Annotated in this window: 24 protein-coding genes and 2 pseudogenes; 10 read left to right on the forward strand and 16 right to left on the reverse strand. The window is 68.1% G+C overall.

Annotated elements, in window-relative coordinates; translation table 11 throughout:
* Positions 1-212 precede the first annotated feature (212 nt).
* Positions 213-1526, reverse strand: a complete 1314-nt coding sequence (locus AB0I81_RS17500) for a hypothetical protein (RefSeq protein ID WP_360657382.1) — start codon at positions 1524-1526, stop codon at positions 213-215.
* 94 nt (positions 1527-1620) lie between these two features.
* Here AB0I81_RS17500 and AB0I81_RS17505 point away from each other — a divergent pair, with 94 nt between their 5' ends.
* On the forward strand, positions 1621-1788 hold the full coding sequence (locus AB0I81_RS17505) for a hypothetical protein (RefSeq protein WP_360657385.1): 168 nt from the start codon (positions 1621-1623) through the stop codon (positions 1786-1788).
* A 71-nt stretch (positions 1789-1859) separates the two neighbouring features.
* Here AB0I81_RS17505 and AB0I81_RS17510 read toward each other — a convergent pair whose 3' ends face one another.
* Entirely contained in the window at positions 1860-2387 is a 528-nt protein-coding gene (locus AB0I81_RS17510; RefSeq protein ID WP_360657388.1) for a LysE family translocator, read from the reverse strand.
* A 154-nt stretch (positions 2388-2541) separates the two neighbouring features.
* Positions 2542-3807, reverse strand: coding sequence for a S1 family peptidase (locus tag AB0I81_RS17515; protein WP_355047060.1), 1266 nt, complete (start codon positions 3805-3807; stop codon positions 2542-2544).
* A gap of 420 nt (positions 3808-4227) precedes the next feature.
* Between AB0I81_RS17515 and AB0I81_RS17520 the strand changes: the two genes are divergently transcribed.
* Positions 4228-4683 (forward strand): hypothetical protein, encoded by a 456-nt coding sequence (locus AB0I81_RS17520; protein WP_360657392.1) that lies wholly within the window; start codon positions 4228-4230, stop codon positions 4681-4683.
* A gap of 12 nt (positions 4684-4695) precedes the next feature.
* Here the strand turns inward: AB0I81_RS17520 and AB0I81_RS17525 are convergent, their stop codons facing one another.
* Together AB0I81_RS17525 and AB0I81_RS17530 are read right to left on the reverse strand one after the other, a co-directional pair.
* The gene (locus AB0I81_RS17525; RefSeq protein WP_360657395.1) at positions 4696-4824 is read right to left on the reverse strand and encodes a hypothetical protein; all 129 of its coding nucleotides are present in this window, start codon (positions 4822-4824) and stop codon (positions 4696-4698) included.
* Positions 4770-5138: a hypothetical protein gene (locus AB0I81_RS17530; protein ID WP_360658628.1), complete on the reverse strand. Its 369-nt coding sequence runs from the start codon at positions 5136-5138 to the stop codon at positions 4770-4772. Before AB0I81_RS17530 ends, AB0I81_RS17525 begins: the two co-directional genes overlap by 55 nt.
* 109 nt (positions 5139-5247) lie before the next feature.
* On the opposite strand from AB0I81_RS17530, the pseudogene AB0I81_RS17535 reads away from it, so the two are divergent.
* From AB0I81_RS17535 to AB0I81_RS17545, 3 genes and pseudogenes are all read left to right on the forward strand, one after another.
* Positions 5248-5364 (forward strand): annotated as a pseudogene (locus AB0I81_RS17535) (IS5/IS1182 family transposase); the annotation flags it as partial.
* A gap of 125 nt (positions 5365-5489) precedes the next feature.
* On the forward strand, positions 5490-6563 hold the full coding sequence (locus tag AB0I81_RS17540; protein WP_360657398.1) for an integrase core domain-containing protein: 1074 nt from the start codon (positions 5490-5492) through the stop codon (positions 6561-6563).
* An 80-nt stretch (positions 6564-6643) separates the two neighbouring features.
* On the forward strand, positions 6644-6826 hold the full coding sequence (locus tag AB0I81_RS17545; RefSeq protein WP_360657401.1) for a hypothetical protein: 183 nt from the start codon (positions 6644-6646) through the stop codon (positions 6824-6826).
* A 198-nt stretch (positions 6827-7024) separates the two neighbouring features.
* On the opposite strand, the gene AB0I81_RS17550 is transcribed toward AB0I81_RS17545, so the two are convergent.
* From AB0I81_RS17550 to AB0I81_RS17560, 3 genes are all read right to left on the reverse strand, one after another.
* Positions 7025-7504 carry a hypothetical protein gene (locus tag AB0I81_RS17550; protein WP_360657404.1) on the reverse strand — a complete coding sequence of 160 codons (480 nt, stop codon included), beginning with the start codon at positions 7502-7504 and terminating at the stop codon, positions 7025-7027.
* A gap of 191 nt (positions 7505-7695) precedes the next feature.
* Complete coding sequence (locus tag AB0I81_RS17555) at positions 7696-8904, reverse strand: hypothetical protein (protein WP_360657407.1); 1209 nt, start codon at positions 8902-8904, stop codon at positions 7696-7698.
* A 32-nt stretch (positions 8905-8936) separates the two neighbouring features.
* Positions 8937-10661 carry an IS1182 family transposase gene (locus AB0I81_RS17560; RefSeq protein WP_360657410.1) on the reverse strand — a complete coding sequence of 575 codons (1725 nt, stop codon included), beginning with the start codon at positions 10659-10661 and terminating at the stop codon, positions 8937-8939.
* A 123-nt stretch (positions 10662-10784) separates the two neighbouring features.
* Here AB0I81_RS17560 and AB0I81_RS17565 point away from each other — a divergent pair.
* Positions 10785-11390: pseudogene (locus AB0I81_RS17565) on the forward strand (MFS transporter); the annotation flags it as partial.
* A gap of 112 nt (positions 11391-11502) precedes the next feature.
* Complete coding sequence (locus tag AB0I81_RS17570; RefSeq protein ID WP_360657413.1) at positions 11503-11901, forward strand: hypothetical protein; 399 nt, start codon at positions 11503-11505, stop codon at positions 11899-11901.
* A 587-nt stretch (positions 11902-12488) separates the two neighbouring features.
* On the opposite strand, the gene AB0I81_RS17575 is transcribed toward AB0I81_RS17570, so the two are convergent.
* Positions 12489-12638, reverse strand: coding sequence for a hypothetical protein (locus AB0I81_RS17575; RefSeq protein ID WP_360657416.1), 150 nt, complete (start codon positions 12636-12638; stop codon positions 12489-12491).
* A gap of 115 nt (positions 12639-12753) precedes the next feature.
* On the opposite strand from AB0I81_RS17575, the gene AB0I81_RS17580 reads away from it, so the two are divergent.
* Complete coding sequence (locus AB0I81_RS17580; RefSeq protein WP_360657419.1) at positions 12754-13608, forward strand: hypothetical protein; 855 nt, start codon at positions 12754-12756, stop codon at positions 13606-13608.
* A gap of 451 nt (positions 13609-14059) precedes the next feature.
* Here the strand turns inward: AB0I81_RS17580 and AB0I81_RS17585 are convergent, their stop codons facing one another.
* A complete protein-coding gene (locus tag AB0I81_RS17585; RefSeq protein WP_360658599.1) occupies positions 14060-14704 on the reverse strand; it encodes a VTT domain-containing protein in 645 nt (214 codons plus the stop codon).
* A gap of 76 nt (positions 14705-14780) precedes the next feature.
* On the opposite strand from AB0I81_RS17585, the gene AB0I81_RS17590 reads away from it, so the two are divergent.
* Together AB0I81_RS17590 and AB0I81_RS17595 are read left to right on the forward strand one after the other, a co-directional pair.
* Positions 14781-15659, forward strand: coding sequence for an enoyl-CoA hydratase/isomerase family protein (locus AB0I81_RS17590; RefSeq protein WP_360657422.1), 879 nt, complete (start codon positions 14781-14783; stop codon positions 15657-15659).
* Complete coding sequence (locus AB0I81_RS17595; RefSeq protein WP_360657425.1) at positions 15656-16309, forward strand: TetR family transcriptional regulator; 654 nt, start codon at positions 15656-15658, stop codon at positions 16307-16309. The genes AB0I81_RS17590 and AB0I81_RS17595 overlap by 4 nt, the downstream gene beginning before the upstream one ends.
* A 62-nt stretch (positions 16310-16371) precedes the next feature.
* Here AB0I81_RS17595 and AB0I81_RS17600 read toward each other — a convergent pair whose 3' ends face one another.
* From AB0I81_RS17600 to AB0I81_RS17625, 6 genes are all read right to left on the reverse strand, one after another.
* Positions 16372-17397, reverse strand: coding sequence for a tyrosine-type recombinase/integrase (locus AB0I81_RS17600; RefSeq protein ID WP_360657428.1), 1026 nt, complete (start codon positions 17395-17397; stop codon positions 16372-16374).
* Positions 17398-17445: 48 nt separating this feature from the next.
* Entirely contained in the window at positions 17446-17916 is a 471-nt protein-coding gene (locus AB0I81_RS17605) for a transposase (RefSeq protein WP_360657431.1), read from the reverse strand.
* A gap of 779 nt (positions 17917-18695) precedes the next feature.
* Positions 18696-19706, reverse strand: coding sequence for an NAD-dependent epimerase/dehydratase family protein (locus AB0I81_RS17610; RefSeq protein ID WP_360657434.1), 1011 nt, complete (start codon positions 19704-19706; stop codon positions 18696-18698).
* Entirely contained in the window at positions 19703-21283 is a 1581-nt protein-coding gene (locus tag AB0I81_RS17615; protein WP_360657437.1) for a cation:proton antiporter, read from the reverse strand. The genes AB0I81_RS17610 and AB0I81_RS17615 overlap by 4 nt, the downstream gene beginning before the upstream one ends.
* A 2-nt stretch (positions 21284-21285) precedes the next feature.
* Positions 21286-22509 (reverse strand): hypothetical protein, encoded by a 1224-nt coding sequence (locus AB0I81_RS17620; RefSeq protein WP_360657440.1) that lies wholly within the window; start codon positions 22507-22509, stop codon positions 21286-21288.
* Positions 22506-23786: an AMP-binding protein gene (locus tag AB0I81_RS17625; protein ID WP_360657443.1), complete on the reverse strand. Its 1281-nt coding sequence runs from the start codon at positions 23784-23786 to the stop codon at positions 22506-22508. Before AB0I81_RS17625 ends, AB0I81_RS17620 begins: the two co-directional genes overlap by 4 nt.
* Position 23787 lies beyond the last annotated feature (1 nt).

Consider the following 23787-nt stretch of genomic DNA (forward strand, 5'->3'; position numbering starts at 1 on the left):
GCTAACCATCGACCATAATCGACCCTCCATATCGGCTACCTCACTCACACAATGCGACATCACGTCGCACCTACAACCAGCACCGCGCCCATCAAGCCCTGAACCAAGCAGCCCCGCTGCGCACCGTCCCCGATCCGATCACGGATCCAGAGCGAATCATCAACCTGAACGTACGCCGACGAGACCGGCTCGGCGGCGTCCTCCACGAGTACTCACATGCGGCTTGAACTGCATGGATGGAATTTTCGGCAGGCGCACCGCCGCGCCTCGCCGGCCTCTCTCCGCAGCGCCTCGTCGGCCAGCAGGACTTCGCGCAGCCGTCGTACGGCGTGCTCGGGGTCGTCCCACAGGCCCGCCAGCACCACGTCGGGATCGGCCCGGCAGGGTACGGCCAGGGCCGTCGCCAGTTCACGCATCGGCTGTTGCGACGGGGTGAGGATGAGGGACGGCCACTGTCGTACGGACTGCATCGACGCGATGAGTCCCGCGCCGAGCCCCGGCAGGAGCCCGGCCCGCAGCAGCGAGGACTTCCCCGCTCCTGAGGCGCCGGTCACGACGATCAGCCCCGGATGCTCCACCCGCGTGGCCACCATCGCCGCGAGCCGCCCCGTCGCCCGTCCCCGCCCGTAGAACACGCCGGCCTGTTCCGCACCGTACGGCACCAGCCCCTGGTACGGGCACTCGCCCGTCCACGGCTCGCGCCCCACGCCGTCGGGGTCCCATTCGAGCGGGGCCACGTGCCTGAGGGCGACCGTCACCGACTCCCGCAACGACATCACCATGGCCATCAGCCGCTCGTCACGATTGCGGTCGTGACGCTGCTCCGCGTCCTGCCGGTAGAGCCGCCGCTCGATCCGCTCGGCGGCGGCCCCCAGCTGCTCCAGCAGCGGCATGAAGGCGCTGAACCGTTCGCCGAGCTGGTCGCCGAGCTCGGCGAAGCCGGCGACCAGCTCCTGCAGCAGCAGCTCGTCGCCCCGCTCCACCGCCTCGGCCACCACCATCCGCACGACGCCGGATTCGTGCATGAGGCCCGACATCGTCGCCGCCAGGTCGCGGGCCCGCTGGTCGCCTGCCTGTAGGGCTTCCTCCAGCAACGGGGCCAGCTCCCGCGACACCGCCGAGTCCGATAGCGGCTCCGCATCGCCCCGCCGGCGCGCCGCCACCAGCGCCTTGCTGATCACCTCGCTCAGCAGGTTGGCGCCCACCGAGCCGGCCGCACCGGCGCCCGCGACCAGCAGCGGCAGCTCCAGGCCCGCCACGGCCACCGGCGCGAGCATGCTCGCGCACAGGCCGACGAGCGCCACGCGCGGCGCCGCCCGTACCGCGGCCCGGCCGGATCGACGCGCGAAACCGGCCACCCAGGCACGGGCTCCACGACGCGCGTGCTCCCGGACCAGCCGCGCCCGCTCCTCGACCTCGACTGCCCCGGCCGCCTCGACGCCCTCGGCCTCCTCGGTGGAACGCGCCCCATCGTCGGGCCCCGTACTCGACCTGCTGTTCTCCTCGGCGTTCTGTTCGCTCGGCACGCTGCTCCACCGGTTGCTCGGCCGTGAACCTCCGCTCTGTCCATCGCGCCGGGCACGTCCCCCGCTACAGAACCGTGAGCGGAACGCGTGGCGCGTGGCCAAGCCGCTCGCCGCGATGGTGGAGCTGACGAAGCTGATCGAGCCGGCCGATCTCGTCGGACCGGATCACGGCTTCGACTGGCTGCCGATGCCGTACGGCTCGGGCCGGCGGCTGCCGCACGCGGCCACCGACCCCGGCCCGACCAGCCACGGTTGGCGATAGCGAGCGACGGGACCTGGTAGCGAGGGATGCTCCACGAAGATGGGGACGGCCGCGTAGACAGCACCCGGGCCCTAGTCTCCGAGCGCGAGCCGGATTCCGAAGGCGGCGATCACGGTCCCGGCGACCCGGTCCAGCAGCCGCCTGGCCCGCTCCTTACGGAGCCATCCGCGCAGTCCGCGGGCGAAGGCGACCAGGGCCGTCGACCAGAGCAGCCCGAGCGCGACGTGCACCGAGGCGAGCAGGATCCCCATCGCCAGATGGCTGGTCTGTGCCGGGATGAACTGCGGCAGCACGGCGACGTAGAAGACGCCCACCTTCGGGTTGAGCAGGTTCGTCGTCAGGCCCTGCCGGAAGCCGCGGAGCATCGTGTCCGTTCCCGAGGTGACCGGGTGGCCGTCCATAGGGGTGGCCGGCTCTCCGTCGGCCGCCTTCCTGCGGAAGGTGCCGGCCAGCATCCGGGCGCCCATCCAGACCAGGTACGCCGCGCCGGCCCAGCGCAGCGCCTCGTACGCGATGTGCGAGGCGGTGAGCAGGGCCGTCACGCCGAGCGAGGTGAGCGCACCCCACATCAGGGTGCCGGTCTGGATCCCCAGGACCACGCCCCACGCGCTGCGGTGGCGTCCGAGGCCGCGGTCCTGAGGATCAGGGTGGTGTCCAGCCCCGGGATGAGGGTGAGAAGCCCGACAATGAGCGCGAATTGCCATATGGAGGTGGTAACTGCCACGGCAGGCACCTTACCCGGGGGCGGCGGTGTCACGCGTACAGCAGAGAGACGTCGATGCTGGAGATGTAGTTGATCGCCATGTAGACGGCCCAGTTGCAACCGGCGGTCCCGGTTCCGGTGGACGACTGGCCCTTGTAGATGCCGTAGGCCCGGTTGGCGTTGAACCAGGGGCCCCCGCTGTCACCCGGGTAGCACTTCAGGTTGGCACCGGACACCCGGATCCAGGTGGCCGCGCAGGTGGGGCCGTCGCAGGCGTTGCGCCAGGTCGGGCGGTAGGAGATGGTGCTGACCCGGCCACAGCTGTAGCCGGTGGACTTCCCCCGGTGACAGACGTAGTCGCCGTTCTGGCCGCTCCGCACCACGCGCCCGGTGACCGGCCGCGTCGCCTCGGTGCTGGCAGCATGGAACCTCGCGTAGGCGACCATGTTGGGACGGGTGTGCCACTGCACGTCGCTGGTGGCGTTGCGTTCCTGCCTCCGGAAGGAGGTCGTCACCCAGGTGCTGGAACCGTAGAGGCGGTACCGCTGCGTGTTGCCGCAGTGCCCGGCGGTGAGGATGCCTTTCTCACCTGCGCCGTTCCTGACGGAGAATCCGCTGGTGCACGTGTCCATCCGCAGTCCGCCCCGCTGGCCGTCGCCGGCGGACTGCGGCGTGAGCCTGATCTCGGCGGAGCGGATCTCCGCGGGCAGGGAGGCGGGCAGCGTCGCCCGCAGCGAGGTGATCACCTCCTCCCGCGAGCGGTCGCCGGTGGCCGCGCCGACCATGTCCAGCACGAATCGCTCGTTGGTCGAGTCGTAGAAGACGCCGTCGACCGCGCCGTGCGTGTCGAGGGTGTTCCCCGTCGAGTCGATGATCTTCTCGGCTTGGGCGAGGCTGTATCGCGCACCCGCTTGGAGGGTGACCCCCGGCACGCCCTTCACGATCTGCGCGGCCTGCTCGGGGACCGTGTCACCGGTGAAACGGACGCGCAGGCCGAAGTCGCCCTCGTGTTCGACCGTCGATCCGGCGAACGTGTCGGGATGGGCCGCTTCGATCTCCTCCACCAGGGCGCCGAAGTCGTTCTGCGCCGTGAGCCTGGCCCGCGCCTGCTCTGTCGTGACCCCGAACTCCTTGGCGTAGGACTCGGCGTCCACGGCGAGACCGTCCTCGGTCCCACCGGCCTCGGGGTCGAGGTCCCCGGGGTCGTCGTCGACCACGGCGACGGACGCCGCCTGCACCGGGACCGGCGCCAGTAGTCCGCCCATGGATAAGAGGAGTACGGCCAGCACTCCCGGCACCCGCTTGCTGATCCCCATCTTCGTCCCTTCCTCGTCCGCCTATAATGGTGATCATCGGCGGACTGGATTAATGATCGTTGCACGCGTCGGCAGCAGCGTGGAATACGTCGGGAATACGCCCGGTCTATCCGGCATCGAGAGATGACTTCGGGCGGAGCCCCTTTGCCGGGGGCGCCTGTCTTTGCAGTGACCCTTTTTCATCCTCAGGCCGCCTGGGCGACGCGGTGATTCTGGAGGACGGCGATGGCCTTGCAGAGGTGGCCGGCCTTGGACAGGCTGCAGCGTAGACGTCTCGGCGTAGGGCTTGGGTGAGCAGGGCGACCGCTCTGCCGCCCGCCGAGGCTCACCGAGAGTCTCACCATTCGAACGCAGGTTGATCATCAGGCAGATCCTCCCTAGGGTCCGGGGCCAGTCAGGCCATCTCTTGCTGGAGGACTGTTGAAGACCCATATTCTGAGCGCCGCGCTGGCCATCGCAACATTGAGTGGACTGCTGGTGGCAAGCCCGGCGCAGGCGAGGGACGGAGTGTCTTCCGGCCGTACGAACCGCCCGAGCGGCGGCGACGGGTACGCCCAGGTAACCGTCGACTTCGTCAGCCGGACGAAGGTCGTCTTTCGGAAACTCAAGGTGCGCGACCTCTGTCCCGGTGACAACCTTCCGGTGAAGGCCCGGATCGTATACAAACACACCACCGGAAGCTGGCGCACACTCCCCTGGAAGAAGGACACCAACGGCTGCGCCGACAAGGGCAGCAACTTCGGAAACGTCACCCTCTCCCGCTCCCAGTCCATATCGGCGGTCACCCTGGAGCTGTGCGTCTACAACAGAAAGTCTGACTTTCACTGCGTCAACACCACGACTCGCTACAACCAGTACGTACACCCGGGCCGCTGACGCTCAGGCAGGTCACAGCATGTTCCCGATCGGCCCGGACATCTCAGGGACGGGCTGATCGAGCAGTTCGTCCACCTCCGCGCGGGTCAGGAGGCGCGCCTCCAGCAGAGTCGTGAAGCGGTCCCGCCAGATCCTGCGCACCTCGGTGGGCCGGCCCAGCTCGTGCAGGGTCTGGCCGTACCACCAGCGATCCTGGCCAGCAGCGTGACGGCATCGCGGTTGCCGAGCCCGGCCGGATGCAGGTGGCGGGCTCGGTCGAGAGTGCTCAGAGCGTCGCGGGAGATGACGAGGGCCCGGCAGTCGGCGCCCGCCGGGATGAGCGGGCGCACCTGGCCGGCGTCGAGCGCGTTGTCGAGGATGACGAGCAGGTTGCTCGCCGCGGTGAGCGACCGGCCGGCCGAGTTGGCCAGCTTCGCAGCAATCGGGCCGCATGGGCGAGAGTGGGGCTTTTCCAACCTGATCGCGCAGGTCAGCAAGGACGGCGCCGGGACCGGTGGACATGAGAAGAGGCTCCCGGTAAGACAGCAGTCGACCAAGATCCGATGCCTCTACCGGAGAGCCTCGTTGCTGTCATACCGTGCCGCGATTCCGCTGTCCAATCACACCCTGATCCGCCTGGCAGCGCTGATCCGCGCCCGGCGCGCCGCGCGCCGCTGCCGATGGCGACGCCTGGACCCATCCTGTGGGGCTCAAGAACTCGAATCACTGCCATCCCTGAGCCCTTCGTCCAGTGAGCGGAAGGGCTCAGGGGCCGCCGAATGGCTGGTCCGGGCCACCTGGGACCATGTTTCGTGATCTTGTCTACGATGTACGCCGTCACCCGGCGTCTGTTGTCTTTGCCTGCGCTGCTGCTACGGCGCGAGGTCTCCAAGGAGGCGGAACTGCTGGTGCTTCGGCATCAGAACGCGGTCCTGCGCCATCAGGTCCCGCGGGTGCGGTACGAGCCGGCCGATCGCCTGTGGTTCGCGGCGCTCTCACACCTGATACCCCGCTCTCGATGGGCGGAAATCTTCCCGATAGCCCCGGCCACGTTGCTGGCCTGGCACCGCACACTCGTGGCCAAGAAGTGGGACTACAGCAACCGTCGCCGCCCCGGACGACCACCCACCGCTGCCGCGGTCAAGACCCTCATCCTGCGCATGGCCGCAGAGAACCCAAGGTGGGGCCACCGGCGCATCCACGGTGAACTGACCCGCATCGGCCACAAGATCGCCGCCTCTACCGTGTGGAACATCCTCAACCGGGCCGGGATCGACCCCGCTCCGCGCCGCAACGGACCGACATGGAAGCAGTTCCTGACAGCCCAGGCCGAGCACATCGTCGCCGTCGACTTCCTCCATGTGGACACCATCAACCTCACACGCCTATACGCCCTGATCATGCTCGAACACAGCAGCCGCCGCGCCCACCTGCTCGGCGTCACCACCAACCCCACCGGCCCATGGACCACCCAGGCCGCCCGCAACTTCCTGATGAACACCGACACCGGCACCGACATGACGAAGCTGAAGTTCCTGATCCGCGACCGCGGCGGCCAGTTCACCGATCCCTTCGACGCGGTCTTCGCCGACGCCGGCCTGCGCGTCCTCAAGAGCCCACCGCAGGCCCCGAAAGCGAACGCACACTGCGAAAGACTCATCGGCACCCCACGCCGCGAACTCCTAGACAGCATGCTCATCCCCAACGAGCAGCATCTGCGCCGAACCCTCATCCGCTACCTGGAGCACTACAACACGGCCCGGCCTCACCGAAGCATGGATCAGTTGGCCCCAGCGCAAGCCGAAACAGGACCGGCAACACCCATCGACCTGGCCGACCACCGAGTACACCGCACAGCCATCCTCGGCGGCCTCATCAACGAGTACCGGATCGCCAGCTAATCCAATGGCCAGCTGACACCACCCGAGAACCGGCAGGTCAAACACCGCACCCTATTTATGAGCCCCACAAGGGCGACCCGATGAACGTGCAGGGCCTGGTGCCAGTGGCCGTGGACGCGGAGGAAGCCGAGCATCGCGGCGGGAATGGCAACCGCGTGTTCAAACCAGCCGTGCGACACGGCATGGTCGACGACGGCATGGAGATTGAGCCGTTCGGTTTCCATCCAGGCGACGGCTCGCTCCCAGGTCGAGAGGTCCGGTAGCCACGCTGGCCAAACGGCGCTCACTTCCGGCACGCCCAACTGACCGAGGAGCTGCGGGCGCGTTCTGCAAATCGCCTGACCGGCGCGAGGGCGACCTGATCGCGGTCTACATCGCTGGGCACGGCGAAGTCCTCGACAGCAGCGGCGAGGCTTCGAGCAGCGACGAGGGGGAGCGGTCGGGTTGGGGCGCCGTCGACTTCAGGTTTCGTCCGGGATGCGGTAGAGAGTGCGGGAGGTGCCGAACCATTCGTGGTCGATGTAGCGGCCGGTGACCAGTCCGATCAGATGGAGGTAGTCGTTGAGTTCGTCCTCCTCGTCGGCGAAGCCGGCCGTAGCGGTCGATTCGAGGTCGTACTCTCCGAGCAACGGCTCCAGCTCTCCGAGGAAGTTGGAGTCGCGCCCGCACTGACCTCTATTCTGGCCGTCACGCCAGTAGGAGAGGCCGTGCACTCCGCCTTCCCCGTTGTCGTATTCCAGGTAGAACAGCCGGCGGCCGCTCCCGCTGATGGGACAGGGGGCGACGGGCCCGCCACTGAGACTGATGATGTGCAACCATCCGGGCGCGTGCGGACCTACCCAGATGATCTCCTCAGGAGAGTACGGGTCGTACCACCGCATGGCGGTCGGAAGATCGCAGACCAGCCGGCTGTCCAGGTCGGCGCCAAGCTGCTGGGCCACGGACTCGGGGTCGTCTCCTTCCACCCAGGTGCCTGCGAAGCGCTCCGAGAAGCCGTGCGAGGATAGGAGGCCCCATTGGTCTTCGGCGGGACGTGGATGAGCTTCGTTCGGCACTTGGTTCCTCTCGTTACGCGACTCGCCGCCGCTCGGTCGAGCAGCGGCGAGTCATTCGTCCGGTTCCGCGCTGGAGATCAGGGATCGATCATGACCCAGAACGGGTCTCCGGGATTCACCACCCGGTATTTCGTGTAGAAGGAGTTCAGGGCCGAGCCCTGTAGTCCGTTGTGCTGTTTGCCGAGCGCTCTGAGTGAATAATCGTAGGATTCGCTATTCGCACCCTGCGCAGTTGAGGCGAAGGGAAACTCATCGCATTGCAGCTCTTGGTATTTCGGGTCGACCAATCTGATATAGCCTGGGTCGTTGTATCGATCCTCATAGTAGTACCTGCAGTAGTTTCTGGTGTACTGCTGGCCGTCCACGGTGAAGGTACTGTGGTTGAAGATGCCGCGATTGTCCGCCTTCTCGTCCTTCGTCGCTCGCGTCAGCGGATTCCCGGCGATGGTGTTGGCTGGCGCGGCCCAGTTCCCGGGAATCTTCTTCGGCTGCTCGGTGCCCGTCCAATCCCGCAGCGGTGGGTCTTCCATGTCGTTCGGTCGCACGGCCGGGTGCGTCCTGGCGTTGGCAGTGGTGTTCAACGCCGTCTCGATGTGGTCGATCACCTGCCGATACCTGGCATCGCGGGACTTGGACATCCGGAATACCTTGTGCCCGCGCGTGTTGACGCAACCTCCCGTGTTGTCGGGGACGACATTTTGCGGATCGTCCTCCTGGCCGCCGGTCAACCAGTCACAGCGGACGTGCGGCGCGTAGAAGTTGTCGGTGGCACGACCGCCTCCCACCCGGATGATGCCCATCTTCTGGCCTTTTTCGGTGAGGTACTCCTGTGACCACAGCCGGCCAGCGCCGTTCAGGGACACGTCGCCGATGCTGATCCACATGGGCTTGATGGTGCAGACCGAGGTCGTCTGGATCCCGCTCTTGTCGGCATCGATGATGAAGGTGGCGTCACGGTTGGCCTGCCACTGCGCGATGGTTCTGTTCTGTGCCTGCCCCGACTGGATCCGGCACGGGGTGGCGGTGCTGGACGCCAGCTCGACATTGAGCCCCACGCGCAGTCCCTCCAGAGCCTCATCCGACCAGGTGAGCCGCCGCCCACGGTCGAACAGGGCCAGGTCCTCCAGCCTGGCGAAGAGCTTGACGTCCTGTGGCTCCAGGCCGCTGCCCGCTCCGCCGACGACACCGTCGCCGACCGCGTTGCCGAGGTAGGAGTGTGTGACCCAGGTGACCCGCATGCGGAACATGAGCTCGGGGCTCAAGTTGTCGAACTCCTCCTGCAGCACTCTCAGCAGTGCGCGATCCTGGTGGTTAATTGTCAGGCTGCCAGGGAGAGTCCGAGGCGGGCGAGGTGGCTTGTTCTGGTGCGGTCGAGTGGGTGGTCGTTCCACCAGGCGTTGAGGCGGATCAGGTTGAGGGCGACGGCGCTGAAGGCGTGGTCGAGGTGGGTTTTGGTGATGCCGCGGTAGCGGGCGCGGCGTAGTCCGGTGACGTCGGTGGCTTGGCGGATGGTGCCTTCCACTCCGGCCCGTAGCGCGTAGTCGGTGTTCCAGTCCTGGGTTTGCTGCTGGGCGCGGGAGGCGCGTAGTGCCTCGGTCATCTCCTGTGGATGTAGGGAGAGCTGCCGGCGGTGGCGGGAGGTGGTGCACTGCTCGCGGACCGGGCAGGGGATGCAGTCGGCGGCGGCGAAGGAGACCACGGTTTTGGGGACGCCTTCTTGCGCGACGGGGTTCCAGGTGACGCTGGTCTTGCCGGCCGGGCAGGTCGCCTGTTCGGCGTTCCAGTCGATGGCGAAGTCGTGGGCGGCGAAGCCCTGCTTGGCCTTGGCCTGGCGGGAGGTGTCCAGCAGGACCGGAGTGATCAAAGCGATGCCGTAGGTCTTCACCGACCCGACGATCAGTTCGGCGCTGGGGTAGCCCGAGTCCAGGTAATGCTCGTGCGGGGTCAGGCCGCGTGCGGCCAGTGCGCGATGGATGCCTTCCAGCGCTTTGCTGTCGGGCAGCGTGGAAGGCGTGGTCGCGACATTGGTGATCAGGTTGGGGCGCTCAGCGCGGTGGCGGTCTGCGGCCGGGCCGGCGGCCTGGCAGGTCTCACTGATGTGGAGCTTGAACCCGTTCCAGAAGGTGTCGCGCTTGGCCGACCAGCGGGCATCGGTGTCGTAAGGGGAGGTCAAGCGCAGATGGCCGGGCGGGAGACCGTCCCCGCCGTCTGACTCCTTCTCCCGCCGTTTGATCACCTCCCGGCCGCTCGCGGTGACCGTCCGGGTGTAGTTCTGCAGCAACACCCGTCGCAGGATCTGCACCGCGGGCACCTCACACAGCCGGGCGGGAGAAGCCGGCGCGTACACCGCTGCAAGGAGCGCGTACCCGTCCCTGGCGTAGTCGAGCGCGAGCCGCCGGTCCTTCTTGGTCTTGGAGGTCGGCAGACGCCAGGTGTCGATCCGCTGGGAGTACCGGCGGCTCCATGACGGCACATCGATGACCTGGGCCACCCAGTCCGGCGCCGTAGCGGACAGCGCTTCCAGCGCCGCGCGCACGGACTCCCCGGCCAACTCCAGGCGATTGAGATCCCGTACCGCGGAGACAATGTGCGTGGAATCGGTGCGCTGCTTGCCCCCGCCCGCCAGCAGGCCCTCCTCGACCAGCGCGGCCAGCAGCAGATCCAGCGCCCGTTCCTCCAAGCGGTGCTCCACCACCCGGGTACGGAACTCCGATAACACCGTGTGGTCAAAGCCGGGATCAGCCAGTTCCAGCCCGAGCGCATACTTCCATGCCAGATTCTCCCGTACCTGGTCGGCGGCTTGGCGATCGGTCAGGTTCTCCACCTTCTGCAGGACCGTCACCAGCGCCAGCCGGCCCGGGGACCAGCCTGGTCTACCGCGCTGCCCGAACGCGACCGCGAACTCGGAGTCGGCAAACAGTTCCCCGAGTTGGTCACGGACCCGCACCGCGAGCGGGACCTCCCGCCCACGCCCGTACATCGCCTTGATCGCGGCAGCAACCTCCGCGGACGGCTCCGGCCAAGGCCGCGGCTGCACCGACACCACGCACTCCCTCCAACCGGCAGACACCATAGGACTGACGCAGCACCATGATCCACAAACAAGCCGACGGGCGCACTCCGACCCTCCGGAATTAACCACCAGGATCGCGCACTCCTCCCGGAGATCTCCGCCGACCTCGACATCACCGATGCCCAAGCCGGCCTGTTCATCACCCTCTTCGCGATAGGAATGATCATCGGGGCGCCTGCGATGGCGATCCTGACCATCCGCCTCCCCCGGCGGCTGACGCTCGTTCTCGCACTCATCGTCTTCGCCGCAGGGCACCTGCTCATCGCGCTCACCTCCGTCTTCACCGTCGCACTGATGGCGCGGCTGATGGCAGCGGTCGCGACCGGCGCGTTCTGGGCGGTGGCTATGGGGGTGGCAACCCAGGCAGCCGGTGTCCAAGCACGCGCCAAAGCTCTCGGCATCGTCGTCGGTGGAGGTACCCTGGCCAACATCGCGGGCGTACCGTTGGGCGCCTTCCTGGGTCAGGTCGGGGGCTGGCGTGGACCGTTCTGGGCACTGACCGTGCTCGCTCTCCTGGCCGCCGTGGTCATCGCCCGTCAGGTTTCCCAGGACGAAGACCGCGCCGGGAGCACCTCGCTGCGTCGCGAGTTCGCGGCACTGCGATCCGGCCGCCTGTGGCTCGCGCTGGCCGCCTCCGCAGGAATCATGGGCGGAGTCCTGGGCGCCTACACCTTCATCACTCCGCTGCAAACCGAGCGCGCCGGCGTGCCGGCGCGCTCATCCCCGTGGTGCTCATCATCTTCGGAGCCGGAGCACTGCTCGGTGTCACCTTCGGTGGACGCTTCGGAGACACCTACCCTACCGCACCGCCGTGGGCGCCGCCACGGTCACCACCCTGGCCCTGGTACTCCTGGTCGTTTTCTCCAGGTACGCCGTGCCCGCTGTGGCGTTCATCAGCATCGCAGCCCTGACCGGGTTCGCCGTCAACCCCGTTGCGATCTCGCTGGCCGTGAAGTTCGCGAAAGACGCACCTACCCTGGCCACCGCCTTCAGCGCTTCCTCCTTCAACGTCGGAATCGCCGTCAGCTCTGCCCTGGCCAGCGTCGCGCTCGACTCCTCACTCGGGCTCCAAGGACCCGCGATCGTGGGGGCGTTCTTCGCAGCGATCACACTGGTCCCGTTGCTCAGCCTGGCCGTCATGCACTTCGAACAAGGGCGGCGAACTCCTTCCGGCATCAGGCAGCCGCGTGCTCACGAGAACTGTTCGTGATCGCTCACCGCTCGCACGCTGGCGCACCCAGCGCAGTACGCACGGGCGGGGCCCCGAGGTATACGCGCGGACCTCGGCGATCGCCCATGATTGCCACTCATGAATCTGAGGGTTCAGGTAACCGGGAATCGACCCACTCGAAACAACCACGCACGAATCTGCAAGGCAGCTCACCGCTTACTTTGTGGCTCGCCATAGCTTCGGGTGCCCTGCGCCTAGAAGGGTTCCCGCCCGCATCCAGCCCCTCCACCAGCCGATCATCGGTCGCCACGATGTCCCATTCGCCCGGGGGGACCACACCCACCACCATCACCACGCGTCATGTAACAGATCGTCCCAGAACGGCACCAGCCATCCGCCGCACCTTCACCCATCGAGACCGGGGCCGACCTCCCACACCATGAACATTTATCACGCCATCCGTCTGTGCGATGGAACAGAATCCGGCAGCAATTACGTCCCAAAGACCGCAACGGCAGGGGCTCACTGACCTGGGAGAACTCCGTTAACGCCGGATTCCGTTCCAAATCTCTCTGACCCCCGCGCCAGGGCCTGACGATCCGCTGCCTGTGAACCCCGGCCGCCGATCAGCCGAGGGTGGCCGGCACCTCGCTGCGCGCCTCGGCCGAGGCGGCGGTCATCCAGAACGGCCTGATCAGCGAGGCCGGCGCGGCCAGCCCGTACCCGCCCATCCCGAGAAAGAAGACCACCACCACGACGATCACGACGCTCTGCACGAGGGCATCTCCGGGTCCGACGGGAATCGAGGCAGCCCAGCCTGCCCGCACCACAGGGTCGGCGCTTCCATCGACCTGCCGCCGCCGGCGCGGGTCGGCGTCGGACTTCGGCCCCTTGACCGCTTCTCTCGAGCAGGCAGAGGGCAAGCGCCTGCAGGAGGTTGTCGAGCAGGTGCAGGAGAATGGTGGCCACCGCACGACTCACCTGTCTCTGGCAGAGTTCCGCCTGTGCGAGGATGAAGATCACGAGGGACGTACGGTGGCGAGTTGGGGGGCGGCGATGAGCTCGGATGCCGTGGACCGGCTGCGGGCCGCAGCCTCACCCGACGACTACACGTCGATGGCCCGGCTGGCACGGGCGCTCTACGAGATCGGGCTCTGCCCACGCGACGTGCTACGGGAATGCTATGGCGTCACATTCCCCGAGGAGCTCTTCGTCATCGCCGATGGCGGCGGGCTGAAACAGCTCGGCCAGACGATCAGCTGCACGTATCAGCCGTGGAAGCTGGCCGTCCCGCCCGACCGGGGAAGTCCGGCGGCCATGCCGAACAGCATGGCCGACATCGAACTGCGGCTCCGGGCCGTGGACCCCGATCTGATGCCACTCGCTGTCATCCCCCCTGCTGTGTTCGGGGCACATCAGTGGTTCGTGTGCTACCGGCTCAGCGCGCTCCGAGCGGGCCGTTCAACGGTCTTCCGCCTCTTCGGAACATCCGATCCTGGTGCGGCTCTCGCCTGCGGGGATTCCCTGCTGGAGCTGTTGCACCGGGAACATGCGAAGGTTGTCCATCAGTTGGAGAAGGAGCTGCGCAAGCCCTATAACTGGGGCGCCGGTTCGGTGGATGACGAGGATGTGGAACGCGCGTACGAGTCTCTGGAACGCATTGAAGAGCTGCAGCGGCAAGCGTCCGAGCGGCAGAATGCACGGCTCAGGGTGACCGTACGGCATGCAGAGGCAGCAGGAGCATGACGCCGAGAAGGCGGCCCAGTCGCGTGAGCGGTCACCCTGAAAACGGCCTCTGTTACCGGGTGGTATAAGAGTCAGTGGCTCTTGTGGCGGATGCTACGCAAGGTGCCCAACGCGTCGCTCCGTACAGAAATGTCGCTTGGTGTTTCGGGGTGCCGTTAGCCGAAGAGCAACCATCGAGCAACCGACGGCGTGATTGCCCGGCGTTGACCATTCCGATTTGATCGGATCTGGGGTATCGAGGCCGCGGCCCAGAACTCCACCGCGATGGGTTCGGGGCGATAACCACGAACCGGTCGGGCATCGGCAGCGGCCCCTGAAGCGCGGCCAGGCGTTCGGTCTCCTTCGGCAGCGCCTCCGGATCGTCCAGGTGGTCGCTCTGCCAGGAGGCGACATGGGGAGCATGTTCGACGCCGCCGAGCAGCACGAGCCCATTCTGCTGGCGGCCGCGTCCTCAATGCTCCTCTTTCCGGCCTTCATCCTGTTCGTCGGCTGGAACGGTGCGCAGTGCCCGGTTCCGGGCGCGGAGCTTCTCCAGTACGAGGCTGATGACGATCGCCAGGCCGAGTCCGATCGCCACGCCCATGATCGGGTTGTCTTGTGCCGCCAGGCCGCCCAGGTAGCCGAGCAGGATACCGATCGGGGCCGAGACGAGGGCGGCGAGCGCCTTGTAGAAGACGAAGGGACGTTGCGGGAAGCCGACGGCGCCGGCGGTCAGGGTGGTGACGTTCCTGAGCCCGGGCAGGAAGCGAGTGAGGATGAGGATGACGCCGCCGCGCCGCTCCAGCGCCTGGGCCGCCCGGTCCATAGCGGCGCGGCGGCGGGTACCGGGTTTCATCCGGCGATACATCCCCGCGCCTATCGTGCGGCCGATCCAGTAGGAAACGTAGTCGCCCGCCAGCGCACCCAGGGCGATGGCCGCGATGGCGGCGATCAGGTGAGGTTCGCCACCCGCGGCATAGGCCCCGACGACTATCACGACGCTTTCGCTGGGAACCAGCGGCAGGACGGCGTCCAGGGCGGTGACCACGAAGAGGATCACGTAGATCCAGGGCGATTGCATGAGGTCACGTACGAGGTCGAGAAGTTCTGTTGCCATCCACACTCCTTGTGAGACTAGTATCAATTTATACACGTCTCATTTGAGTGAGGCGCCGCAAGAAGGGGAAGCACGGATGCCTGAGACTTTGTCGCAGTGGGACGGGCGAGTCAGCCCGGCGCAGTTCGAGGACTACGCCAGGAAGTACGAGGACTTCTTCGCCATGACCCGCAAGGACGGGATCATCGAGCTACGCATGCACACCGACGGTGGGCCGTTCCGGCACAGCTGGGCGGGTCACAACGCATGGGGGCAGGCGTGGCTGGAAGTGGGCAGCGACCCGGAGAACGAGGTGCTCATCATCACCGGGACGGGCGAGCGGTGGCACACCGGAGACCCGGGCGAGCTGTGGCACACGCCGTTCGCACAGTGGTCCGGCGACAGCCAGCTCAAGATGTACTACGACATGGCCAAACTTCTGGAGAATCTGATCTTTTCGGTGGACATACCGACCATCGCGGCGGTCAACGGGCCGGGCACACACTGCGAGTTCGCGACCGCGTGCGACATCACCCTGTGCGTCGAGGACGCCGACTTCTTCGACCCGCACTTCCTCGGCGGCGGCGTGCCAGGGGACGGGATGGGACTCACCCTGCAGCGGACCATCGGCATCAAGCGGGCGTCGTACTACATGTACACCGGAGCCAAGATCGACGGCCGAACGGCACTGGAGCTGGGGCTGGTCAACGAGGTGCTGCCACGAGAGCAGCTACTGCCTCGCGCCTGGGAGATCGCTGAGATGATCATGCAGCGCCCGCGGGCGGCGCGTCGGTTGACGCACGCCATCGCCTCGCGGCCGTGGAAGCAGGCATTTGTCGACGACTTGGGTTTCCACGCCGCCCACCAGCTGTGGGGAATGACCATGGGGCAGGCCGGACGGCTGGATATGCTGCGCCAGATGTCCGGACGATTCCAGGACGCCGGGCCGCAGCCGACCGAAGAGGAACAGACATGAGCACCGGCGGGCCGGAGGCATCCCTGCGTGCCCGGAAGAAGGCCAAGACCAAATCCGCGATCCAGCGGGAGGCTCTGCGCCTGTTCGACGAGCAGGGCTACGAGGCCACCACCGTCGAGGAGATCGTCGACGCGGTCGACGTGTCCCGGGCGACCTTCTTCCGCTATTTCCCGACGAAGGCCGACATCGTCCTGCACGATGTCGGCGACCTCCTGGTCGTCCAGGCCATGAAGAGGCTGCCCGCGAGCGGCCACCCCATCGACTCGCTCAGGCTCTCGATCCAGCGGTTGTTCGATGAGGCGTCGGAGGCGGGGCTGTCGCTCAACCGCCGGCGTGAGGAGTTGCTGCGCCGCGTGCCCGAACTCCGGGCCAGGGTGCCCGGCCACATGGCCCAGGCGATCCCGTTGCTCGCGACCGCTCTGGCGGCCCACTCAGGACGTTCCGCGGACGACGTCGACGTGCTCACCATGTCCGGAGCGATCATCGGCGTGGCGATCGCCATCTGGACCGCCACCGCTGACGACGTCTCCGACGGCTTCGTCCACCGCCACCTGACCTTGCTCGACCTCGGCCTCGCCCGCCTGCGGGGCGAACTCCTCCCGGCACCGGCCCACGATGCCCCAACCGGACGGGCCACAGGCCACCACTGACGGTTGTACGCACGCGGCCAAGCCGAGATGAGCGATGCCGGCGCTTGCTTCGCTCCAGTTGGTCAGGTCAGACCCGCGTCGTGGGCGAGGATCGCGATCTGGGTACGGTTGTCCATGCCGAGCTTGGTGAGGATGCTGGAGACGTGCGCCTTCACGGTCGTGATGCCCATGGCCAGGGCGCCGCCGACGTCGGACGGAAGCGGCATCCGGTCGATGCGTCCGCCCTTGCCCCGAACCGTCAGCTCACCGCCGCGCCAGTCGATGTCTTCCAGGCGCAGCCGTGCGACCTCCACCGCCCGCAGCCCCAGCATGGCCATCAGCAGCAGAATCGCGAAATCCCGCCGCCCGGCCGCCGTCGACTGGTCGCACGACGCCAGCAGTGTGGTGACCGCCTCGTCATCCGCGCCGACCGGAATCCCGCTCAGCTGCCAGCCGGCAACCGACGGCACCACCGGCGACAGATCACGGTCGAGGTCGCCTGCCGCGAACAAGAACCGCAGCAACGAGCGCAGACCCGAGGTCAACGGCTTCATCGAGCCGGTCGCGTAGTGCTGCGACATCTCCAGCACGAACGCCGTCACCGCCTGCGGCCCGATCCGGTCCAGTTCCAGCCGTCCGCCTTCGACCTGCGTGCTCAGGAACTTGACGGCCCAGTCCATGCGCAAACTCACCGTCTGCTCGCCAAGCCGACGCTCACGCTCCAGCCAGCGGCGATATCTCTCCAGCACCGCATCGATCGGGCCCACGGAGTGCGCTTCCCCGGCCGGGACCAGCCCAAGCCCGCGCAGATAGCCCAGCATCGGCTGCAGCGAACGAACCGTCCGCCACCGGCGACAGCCGCCGGCCCGCCGGGCCGCGACAAACGCGGCGATCCGATCGACGCCCAGCTCGGTGGGAACCGCTCCTTCCTGCTCCAGCCAGCGGCTCAGATGCGCCAGCACATACGCGTGCCCGTCAGCGGTCCGCTCCGCGAACCCCCGACGGATCAGCTCCAGCCGAAACTCGTGCACCAGCCCTGCCAACGGTCCCGACACGTTGACCGGGTAGCGGCCGTCCGTCGCAGCCTTGACCATCGTCATCACCTCCATCGACAGCCTCTCGATGAAGGAGACGGTGAACTTCCCGGCGTTATGAGGTCAATTCACCGGTCGCACCACCCACAGCCAGCACTGATCCACCCGGCCCGGCATAACATCCAGCCCCAGATAATTGGCCGCGTCCCGGCCGGTCGTGGTGGCGGGCACTCCGGCCGCGGCGCGCACGCTCTGGGTGTCGAGCACCACCAGGCTCGGGTCAGCTAATCGCCCCTGCTTTTCCCGCACCTGGAAGCGCAGCAGGTCGTGGATAGCCTGGTCGGTGCCGTCCTTACGCCAGGCGGTGTAGTAGTACATGACCGCGCTGCGCGGCGGCAGGTCATGGGGCAGCAAGCTCCACTGGCAGCCGGTCCGGCTCTGGTACAGCAGCGCGTTAACGATCTCGCGCATCTGGTAGTTGCCCTGGTGGCCGCTGACCGAGGGGTGGGCGGCCTTCCACGCCGTGATCACCGGCTCGATCAGGGCCCACCGCTCATCGGATAAGTCCGTCGCGTACGGCTTGCGTTCACTCACCTGGCTATCTCAACACGTCCACGCCCACCAGCTAGGCATAACGCTACAGATTCACTCAATCACACTATGACATCAGGGGCATAAGCCCACAGACCGCCCTCTGAGGGGGCGGCGGCACGGCAACGTGCCGCCGCTACCCGACAGTGCCTGGGCTGGGCTTTGTAGACATGACTGTTTGATCCGGGAACCGCCTTTTCCTGTGCAGACCCGTGAGGCGGTGGTGACGATGAGCTCGTTGCTCGAGGAACCGGCACGGCGCGAAGCCGCTGCCCGCCGGCGGATCGAGGAGATCCGCGCGCAGATCGCCGCGCGCCGCCGGCACAGCCGCCGGTGCTGGATGTGGTGACGGTGGCCAAGAATGGCCGAGGCTGGATCGGCCGCAGGCAGCCGGCCGCACGCCCCCTGGATGTGGAGGCATGGCGCCGGGACGGCTCGCCGACCGAATGGGAGATGAGAAAGGACGGCGGCGTCTACTCGACCTCGCCCGGGGACGGCACGTTCACTCGGCTCAAGGGGGAGCAGAAGCTCTACTGGAGTGCCATGCCCCTGACCCTGAAGGAGATCGAGGCGCTGCCCGCCGACCCAGAAGCGCTGAAGAAACGGGCCGCTGAGGCTATCCGCAGCGATCAGGACTTCGCCGGTTCGGTGGAGGACGGCCTGCCGCCCACCTTGGCATCACTCCTGTACGAGCTGCCCGCCTCCCCACAAGTGCGCAGCGCCGCCGGGCTGGCCAGCCGCGGCGCGAGCCCGCCGGTCACCGCGCCGCCACCGAAGACGGGCTACCGGACCAGAGCCTGCCAGGAGGGCGGCATGTTGCGACTGACCTCGATCCCCGAGAAGACCGACGGCTCCTGCGGCCCCTGCTTCCTGGCCCAGGCGGCCATCTGCGCCAGCCCTTCGGCCAGCGGCACCGAGTCCGCGCCGACCCCCAGGATCTGCCTGGCCTTGTCATGCGCGGAGAAGGCGTGCACCACCTCGTGCCTGGCCTCGAGATGCCGCACTCGCAGTGGTGCGCCCATCGCCACCGCCACCGCCTGGGCCAGCTCGTTCACGGTGTACGGCGTGTCGCCGCCGATGTTGAAGACCTCTCCGTAGGCGCGCGAGTTGGCGATCGAACGGGCGATCGGCAGAGCCACGTCGTCGATGTGGCTGAATGCCCGGGTCTGTTCGCCGTCGCCGAAGACGGTGCACTCCTCGCCTCGGAGGATCTGGTTCATGAAGATCCCGATGACGTTGCGGTAGCGGTCGCCGATGTTCTGCCGTTCGCCGTAGACGTTGTGCGGCCGGAAGATGATGTACGGCAGCCCGAACATCTCGTGGCTGACCTTCAACTCCTGCTCGACGGCGAACTTCGCGATGCCGTACGGGTCCACGGGCGACGGCGTCAGCTCCTCGGTCATGGGCGGGCTGGCGTGGCCGTATACGGCGATGGAGGAGGTGAAGACGAAGCACCGCACGGACCCGGCGTTGACCGAGGCGTTGACCAGGTTCACGCTGCCGATCACGTTGTTGGTGTAGTTGTAGCGCTTGATGAAGTGGCTGAGCCCTTCTGCGGCGTACGCGGCCAGGTGGAAGACGTAGTCGAAGCGGTAGGCGCCGAACAGCCCGTCCACCGTCTCCGGATCGCACACGCTGCCCTCGTGGAAGACGGCGCCGTCGGGCACGTTGGCCGCGTCCCCGCCCGACAGGTCGTCGAGCACGACGACCCGATGCCCGGCACGCAGCAGGTCGGCCGCCACGTGGGAGCCGATGAACCCGGCGCCCCCGGTGACGAGTGAGGTGGAGGTCATGAAAGTCGGTCCTTTCCGCTGGTGGTGATGGCGTGGTGGGGCGTGGGCCCGGAGGCCGCCCCGGCGGGGTGGAAGAGCTTGAGCGCGCGCAGCGCGGGCACGGCCATGACGGTGGTGACCAGCGCCATCACCACGAGCATGGAGAAGGCGCCGTCGCTGATGACGCCGGCGCTCAGACCGGTGCTGAGCACGACGATCTCGGTGACTCCGCGGGCGTTCATGAGCACGCCGAGACCGAGCGCGAGCCGGCCGGGCATGCCTCCGGCGAGCGCGACCACGGAGGCGGTGCCGAGCTTGCCGAGCACGGCGACCACGAGCAGCACCACCCCGCCGATCAGCACGGACGGATGGCCGAGAGCCAGCCGGATGTCGGTCTGCAGCCCGATCGAGGCGAAGAACACCGGCAGCAGCATGGCCCGGTTGAGCGTCCCGAGGCGCTCGGGGACGGTGCCGAGCGCGGCGGTGCCGCGCGGCAGCACGATTCCGGCCAGGAAGGCGCCGAAGATCGCGTGTACGCCGATGGCGTCCGTGGCCGCGGCCAGCGCGAAGATCAGCCCGAGGACGATTGCCAGGCCGGCGGGCATGGGCAGCCCGGTTCGCCCGTGGCGGGCGGCGAGGGCGCGCAGTGCCGGACGCAGGACGAGCAGCAGAACCAGCACGAGCCCGGCGGTCAGCGCGACCGCGGTCATCACCCCGGCCGGGCTGCGCGCCTGGGTGATCGCCAGCACCACGGCCAGCGCGCACCAGGCCAGTACGTCTGCCACACCCGCGCAGACCATGGCGAGCGAGCCCAGCCTGGTGCCGGACAACCCCGACTCCTGCACGATCCTGGCGAGCACGGGGAAGGCGGTCACGCTGAGCGCCGTGCCGATGAACAGCACGTACGCGGTGGTCCCGGCCGACGGCCCGGCCATCGTGGCGGTGAAGGGGATCGCCGCAACGGCGCCGAGCGCGAACGGCACCGCCATCATGGCCAGGCTGGCCGCCCCGATCACGCTCCGCTGACGGCCGAGCACCTGAGGGTCGAACTCCATGCCCACGGTGAACATGAAGATCGCCAAGGAGGCCTGGGCGATCAGGTTCAGGTCGGGCGCGACCCAGGCCGGTATGATCAGTTCCATCGCGCCGGGCGCCAGCGCGCCCAGGGCGGACGGTCCCAGCAGCAGCCCGGCCACCATCTGGCCCACCACGGTCGGCTGGCCGAGCCGGCGGGCCAGCATGCCGCCGAGCGAGGCCAGCCCGCTGATCAGGCCTACCGCGACGAAGAGCCTCAGCGCGAACTCGGCCGGCGTCGCCTGGTTGCTGCCCGCGTGCGCCGCCACCTGCTGGGAGCCGTCCATGCCGCCGCTGAACACGACCAGGGTCAGCGCCGCGGCGGCACCGGTCAGCACGAGGGCGAGGATCAGGCCGCGCGCGGGCGCGGGCAGCAGCCGCTGCTCGGTCTCCCTGAGCGGATCGGTTCCCTTGAGCGGATCGGTTCCCTTGAGTGGATCGGTCTCCCTGAGTGGATCGGCGTTCTCGGACGGGCCGGTTCTGCCGGGCGGGCCGGTTTTCTCACGAGAACTTTCGGCACCCATCTCTACACCCCCATGAGTTGACGGGTTCGCGGTCGCAGCCAGCGCAGGATCGCCCCGGCGTGGATCAGTTCACCGAACGCGATCAGGGCCACCGCCCCGAGCGCCCCCGTCCAGGGCACGACGACCAGGGCCAGCGCCCCGACCACCGCCAGCGCCACGGCCGCTCCGGCGGCGGTGGCGTTGAGTGCCTGGCGGGTGGCGTTCTCCATCAGGTAGTTGGCGCTGCCGACGGCGAAGATGACCGGGACGCAGGCGACGTACAGGATCACCACCCCCACGTCCCCGTACGGCCGCAACATGGCCAGCGTGACCGCCAGCGCGACCAGCACGTACGGCGTGCCGGCCAGCATGAGCAGCCGCAACCAGTGCGACATCCGCTCATAGGCCGTGCTCAGGTCCCGCTGGTGCAGCGCCCTGGACACCTCCGGCTGCAGGATGCGCAGCAGGTAGGAGAAGGCGTTGAGCAGGATCGAGGAGGCGGTGGCCGCCATGTAGAGCCCGGTGCTCTCCGCCTGCGCGCCCGCCACGGACAGCGCCAGGAACATCAGGCTCATCGTCAGCCCGCCCGCCAGGTCGGGCACGGCCATCCGCAGCGACGTGCCGACGGCGACCCTCGTGAGGGTGCCACGGCGCAGCCCACCGAAGTCGGGCCGCATCCCGGCCAGCAGCGCCAGGTTGAGCACGGCCAGTGTGCCGGCGTACAACGCCAGGAACGTCACCGGCGTGATTCCCAGCAGCAGCGCCGCCCCCGTCCAGCAGGCCAGCGCCGCCGACAGCACGAGGTGGTTGGCCACGTCGCGGCCCGGCTTGCCGATGGCCCTGGCCAGGCCGAGCAGCACCTGGTTGAGCCCCAGGCAGATGCTGCTCAGCCCGGCGAGCGTGACCAGCGGCCACGGTCCGCCGCTGCCGAGCGCCAGCATGCCGCCCAGAACGGCGAGCGCCACCACGAGCAGCGCTCCGGCGAGCGTCACGAAGATGCCGACGAGCATGGGCACGGTGTGACGCAGCCGGGGGATCAGCTTGAGCGCGCACTTCTCGATCCCGGTGGCGGCGATCGCGGACAGGACGGCCGCGCTGCCCATGGCCTGCGCGTATCCCGCGTACTCCGGCTGTCCCCAGGCGGCCAGCAGTGCCAGGTTGGCCAGCAGCAGTGTCGCACGGAAGGCCGCCCGCCCGCCGACCAGCGCTGCCAGCCGCTTGACCGTGGCCGCCGAGGGGCGTCTCATGCGGAGGGCCCGACGAGGTCGGAGGTGACGAACCGGCCCTTGCCGCCCTGGGTGATCCGCACCGAGTCCGCCCGTACCACCTCCAGCGGAAACTCCCCGCCCGCGAGCGTGAAAAGCTTCTCGCGCGCGGTCGTGAACACCTGCTCGCTGGCCGTGTCGTCGCTCGGCACGATGTGCAGGCGCACCAGGCCGCCGGCCTCCTGGTGGACGAAGCACTCGCTGATGCCCGGATGGGTGGCGGCCAGGTGCAGGAACGCGTCCGGGTAGAGCCGTTCCCCGGAGGGCAGGGTGACGTAGTCGTTGCTGCGTCCTGCGGTCAGGCGCAGGGTGCGGAAGCGGCGTCCGCAAGGGCATCTGCCCGGCTCGATGCGGCCGATGTCGCCCAGGCTGTAGCGCAGCAGCGGCATGGCCCGCTCCAGGAACGCGGTGACCACCACCTGGCCCTGCTCGCCGTCCGGCACCGGCCGGCCGCGCTCGTCCACGATCTCGCAGTAGACGCGATCCTCGCCGAGGTGGGCGCGGCCGTGGCGGCAGTCGTAGGTCACGTTGAGCACCTCGAACGCCGAGTACTCGTCGAAGACCGGCGCCGCGAACTGACTGGCGAACGTGGTGCGATGTTCGGGCAGCAGCAGCTCCGACTCGGTCATCACGATCCGCAGCGTGCGCCGCAGCCGTGCCAGCTCAGCCGGAGTGAGCTCCCGCAGCAGGGCCCGCAGGTGGACCGGGTAGCCGATCAGCACCTTGGGCCGGTTGGCCAGCAACTCCGCCTTGATCTCCGCCATGGGACGGTGCGAGAGGATCACCTGGCGCCGGAAAAGGCCGAACCGCTCGAACATGCGGGCGGGTGGCGCGAACGGCCGGATGTGGCTGAGCCGGTCGGTGGGCAGATAGCGGCCGGTGGCCAGGAATCTGCGCACGCAGGCCGCCATGTGGTAATCGTGGCTGTCCTGGTCGTGCAGGATTCTGACGCGCCGCCCGGTGCTGCCGCTGGTCTGGAACGACAGGCACTGCTGCGGGTCCACGCCGTCGGCGAGCATGCGTTCCAGCGGCTGCTCGCGCAGCACCTGCTTGTCCAGGACCGGCAGCTCGGCCAGGTCGGCCAGGCCGAGCAGCGGCCCCCGCGCGTAGCGGGGGTCGTCGCGGTAGTACGGCACCCGGGTACAGGCCAGCTCCAGCAGCCGGTTGACCCCGCGAAGCTGGCGGCGGCGCAGCCCGGCCACGCCGCCGTACTGGCGCGCGATGGTGAGCGGCACGTACGCCGCCTCGCGTACCAGCATC

It is taken from the genome of Nonomuraea sp. NPDC050404 (genome assembly GCF_040655495.1).
In the GTDB taxonomy this organism is placed as follows: domain Bacteria; phylum Actinomycetota; class Actinomycetes; order Streptosporangiales; family Streptosporangiaceae; genus Nonomuraea.

Coding starts and splice junctions, on each gene's coding strand:
- AB0I81_RS17595 (WP_360657425.1), top strand. CDS start 15,656: ATGAGCACCGGCGGGCCGGAGGCATCCCTGCGTGCCCGGAAGAAGGCC.
- AB0I81_RS17590 (WP_360657422.1), top strand. CDS start 14,781: ATGCCTGAGACTTTGTCGCAGTGGGACGGGCGAGTCAGCCCGGCGCAG.
- AB0I81_RS17620 (WP_360657440.1), bottom strand. CDS start 22,509: ATGAGACGCCCCTCGGCGGCCACGGTCAAGCGGCTGGCAGCGCTGGTC.
- AB0I81_RS17625 (WP_360657443.1), bottom strand. CDS start 23,786: ATGCTGGTACGCGAGGCGGCGTACGTGCCGCTCACCATCGCGCGCCAG.
- AB0I81_RS17600 (WP_360657428.1), bottom strand. CDS start 17,397: ATGGAGGTGATGACGATGGTCAAGGCTGCGACGGACGGCCGCTACCCG.
- AB0I81_RS17585 (WP_360658599.1), bottom strand. CDS start 14,704: ATGGCAACAGAACTTCTCGACCTCGTACGTGACCTCATGCAATCGCCC.
- AB0I81_RS17610 (WP_360657434.1), bottom strand. CDS start 19,706: ATGACCTCCACCTCACTCGTCACCGGGGGCGCCGGGTTCATCGGCTCC.
- AB0I81_RS17515 (WP_355047060.1), bottom strand. CDS start 3,807: ATGGGGATCAGCAAGCGGGTGCCGGGAGTGCTGGCCGTACTCCTCTTA.
- AB0I81_RS17615 (WP_360657437.1), bottom strand. CDS start 21,283: ATGGGTGCCGAAAGTTCTCGTGAGAAAACCGGCCCGCCCGGCAGAACC.
- AB0I81_RS17540 (WP_360657398.1), top strand. CDS start 5,490: ATGTACGCCGTCACCCGGCGTCTGTTGTCTTTGCCTGCGCTGCTGCTA.
- AB0I81_RS17545 (WP_360657401.1), top strand. CDS start 6,644: ATGAACGTGCAGGGCCTGGTGCCAGTGGCCGTGGACGCGGAGGAAGCC.